At 51.3% G+C, this 3,812-nt stretch carries 2 tRNA genes and 3 rRNA genes; all 5 read right to left on the reverse strand.

The annotated features are described in order from the left end of the window. Nucleotides 1–18: 18 nt before the first annotated feature. Nucleotides 19–134: ribosomal RNA gene (gene rrf / locus BW33_RS18365) — 5S ribosomal RNA — on the reverse strand. Nucleotides 135–295: 161 nt separating this feature from the next. Beyond that, a 23S ribosomal RNA gene (locus BW33_RS18370) occupies nt 296–3,187 on the reverse strand. A gap of 247 nt (nt 3,188–3,434) precedes the next feature. Continuing rightward, a tRNA-Ala gene (locus tag BW33_RS18375) sits at nt 3,435–3,510 on the reverse strand. A gap of 29 nt (nt 3,511–3,539) precedes the next feature. Next, nucleotides 3,540–3,616: transfer RNA gene (locus BW33_RS18380), tRNA-Ile, on the reverse strand. Nucleotides 3,617–3,697: 81 nt separating this feature from the next. Further along, nucleotides 3,698–3,812 (reverse strand): 16S ribosomal RNA (locus BW33_RS18385); the annotation flags it as partial.

The raw sequence follows: 3,812 nt of genomic DNA on the forward strand, positions 1-3,812 counted from the left end.
TGGGGTTTCGGAATTTAATCTTGACGATGACCTACTCTCACATGGGGAAACCCCACACTACCATCGGCGATGCATCGTTTCACTTCTGAGTTCGGGATGGGATCAGGTGGTTCCAACGCTCTATGGTCGTCAAGAAATTCGGGTACTGACTCGTGACCGGTTGGCCTCGCTTCAGCAAATCGGGTATGTGATACAGGTGTTTGTGAGCATCGCGAACTTTCGGTTCATTGCGTCTTCACACACCGCAATCTGGTTGCTCTGTTTACAGAGCCGACGCAAATTGCTTGGGTGTTATATGGTCAAGCCTCACGGGCAATTAGTATTGGTTAGCTCAACGCCTCACAGCGCTTACACACCCAACCTATCAACGTCGTAGTCTTCGACGGCCCTTCAGGGAACTCAAGGTTCCAGTGAGATCTCATCTTGAGGCAAGTTTCCCGCTTAGATGCTTTCAGCGGTTATCTTTCCCGAACATAGCTACCCGGCAATGCCACTGGCGTGACAACCGGAACACCAGAGGTTCGTCCACTCCGGTCCTCTCGTACTAGGAGCAGCCCCTCTCAAATCTCAAACGTCCACGGCAGATAGGGACCGAACTGTCTCACGACGTTCTAAACCCAGCTCGCGTACCACTTTAAATGGCGAACAGCCATACCCTTGGGACCGGCTTCAGCCCCAGGATGTGATGAGCCGACATCGAGGTGCCAAACACCGCCGTCGATATGAACTCTTGGGCGGTATCAGCCTGTTATCCCCGGAGTACCTTTTATCCGTTGAGCGATGGCCCTTCCATACAGAACCACCGGATCACTAAGACCTACTTTCGTACCTGCTCGACGTGTCTGTCTCGCAGTCAAGCGCGCTTTTGCCTTTATACTCTACGACCGATTTCCGACCGGTCTGAGCGCACCTTCGTACTCCTCCGTTACTCTTTAGGAGGAGACCGCCCCAGTCAAACTACCCACCATACACTGTCCTCGATCCGGATAACGGACCTGAGTTAGAACCTCAAAGTTGCCAGGGTGGTATTTCAAGGATGGCTCCACGCGAACTGGCGTCCACGCTTCAAAGCCTCCCACCTATCCTACACAAGCAAATTCAAAGTCCAGTGCAAAGCTATAGTAAAGGTTCACGGGGTCTTTCCGTCTAGCCGCGGATACACTGCATCTTCACAGCGATTTCAATTTCACTGAGTCTCGGGTGGAGACAGCGCCGCCATCGTTACGCCATTCGTGCAGGTCGGAACTTACCCGACAAGGAATTTCGCTACCTTAGGACCGTTATAGTTACGGCCGCCGTTTACCGGGGCTTCGATCAAGAGCTTCGCGTTAGCTAACCCCATCAATTAACCTTCCGGCACCGGGCAGGCGTCACACCCTATACGTCCACTTTCGTGTTTGCAGAGTGCTGTGTTTTTAATAAACAGTCGCAGCGGCCTGGTATCTTCGACCGGCATGAGCTTACGGAGCAAGTCCTTCACCCTCACCGGCGCACCTTCTCCCGAAGTTACGGTGCCATTTTGCCTAGTTCCTTCACCCGAGTTCTCTCAAGCGCCTTGGTATTCTCTACCCAACCACCTGTGTCGGTTTGGGGTACGGTTCCTGGTTATCTGAAGCTTAGAAGCTTTTCTTGGAAGCATGGCATCAACCACTTCGTCACCCAAAGGGTAACTCGTCATCAGCTCTCGGCCTTGAGATCCCGGATTTACCTAAGATCTCAGCCTACCACCTTAAACTTGGACAACCAACGCCAAGCTGGCCTAGCCTTCTCCGTCCCTCCATCGCAATAACCAGAAGTACAGGAATATTAACCTGTTTTCCATCGACTACGCTTTTCAGCCTCGCCTTAGGGACCGACTAACCCTGCGTCGATTAACGTTGCGCAGGAAACCTTGGTCTTTCGGCGTGGGTGTTTTTCACACCCATTGTCGTTACTCATGTCAGCATTCGCACTTCTGATACCTCCAGCAAGCTTCTCAACTCACCTTCACAGGCTTACAGAACGCTCCTCTACCGCATCACTTGCGTGATACCCGTAGCTTCGGTGTATGGTTTGAGCCCCGTTACATCTTCCGCGCAGGCCGACTCGACTAGTGAGCTATTACGCTTTCTTTAAAGGGTGGCTGCTTCTAAGCCAACCTCCTAGCTGTCTAAGCCTTCCCACATCGTTTCCCACTTAACCATAACTTTGGGACCTTAGCTGACGGTCTGGGTTGTTTCCCTTTTCACGACGGACGTTAGCACCCGCCGTGTGTCTCCCATGCTCGGCACTTGTAGGTATTCGGAGTTTGCATCGGTTTGGTAAGTCGGGATGACCCCCTAGCCGAAACAGTGCTCTACCCCCTACAGTGATACATGAGGCGCTACCTAAATAGCTTTCGAGGAGAACCAGCTATCTCCGAGCTTGATTAGCCTTTCACTCCGATCCACAGGTCATCCGCTAACTTTTCAACGGTAGTCGGTTCGGTCCTCCAGTCAGTGTTACCTAACCTTCAACCTGCCCATGGATAGATCGCCCGGTTTCGGGTCTATTCCCAGCGACTAGACGCCCTATTAAGACTCGCTTTCGCTACGCCTCCCCTATTCGGTTAAGCTCGCCACTGAAAATAAGTCGCTGACCCATTATACAAAAGGTACGCAGTCACCCAACAAAGTGGGCTCCCACTGCTTGTACGCATACGGTTTCAGGATCTATTTCACTCCCCTCTCCGGGGTTCTTTTCGCCTTTCCCTCACGGTACTAGTTCACTATCGGTCAGTCAGTAGTATTTAGCCTTGGAGGATGGTCCCCCCATATTCAGACAAAGTTTCTCGTGCTCCGTCCTACTCGATTTCATGACTAAGAGACTTTCGCGTACAGGGCTATCACCCACTATGGCCGCACTTTCCAGAGCGTTCCGCTAATCTCAAAGCCACTTAAGGGCTAGTCCCCGTTCGCTCGCCACTACTAAGGGAATCTCGGTTGATTTCTTTTCCTCAGGGTACTTAGATGTTTCAGTTCCCCTGGTTCGCCTCTTGCACCTATGTATTCAGTACAAGATAACCATCTTGTGATGGCTGGGTTCCCCCATTCAGACATCTCCGGATCAAAGTCTGTTTGCCGACTCCCCGAAGCTTTTCGCAGGCTACCACGTCTTTCATCGCCTCTGACTGCCAAGGCATCCACCGTATGCGCTTCTTCACTTGACCATATAACCCCAAGCAATCTGGTTATACTGTGAAGACGACATTCGCCGAAAATTCGCAAAACTCTTAAGAGTCACTCACAAATTTTACCTTAGCCTGATCCGTTACCAGTGAAAGTAACGTTCAGTCTATCTTTCTATCACATACCCAAATTTTTAAAGAACGATCTAATCAAAAGACTAGAAATCAGCATTCACCATCACAGCGATGGAATGCTCATTTCTAAGCTTTCAAACTTCAGAAGCAGTGGTGGTGGAGCCAAGCGGGATCGAACCGCTGACCTCCTGCGTGCAAGGCAGGCGCTCTCCCAGCTGAGCTATGGCCCCGTATTTCTACAGGTTTCCCACACAAAAATTGGTGGGTCTGGGCAGATTCGAACTGCCGACCTCACCCTTATCAGGGGTGCGCTCTAACCAACTGAGCTACAGACCCAATTTCGGGCTGCTTCTATCGTCTTCTTCAATGAATCAAGCAATTCGTGTGGGAACTTATGGAGCAGCTGATGTCGTCGATTAAGGAGGTGATCCAGCCGCAGGTTCCCCTACGGCTACCTTGTTACGACTTCACCCCAGTCATGAATCACACCGTGGTAACCGTCCTCCCGAAGGTTAGACTAGCTACTTCTGGT

It is taken from the genome of Pseudomonas sp. RIT288, assembly GCF_000631985.1.
In the GTDB taxonomy this organism is placed as follows: Bacteria; Pseudomonadota; Gammaproteobacteria; order Pseudomonadales; family Pseudomonadaceae; genus Aquipseudomonas.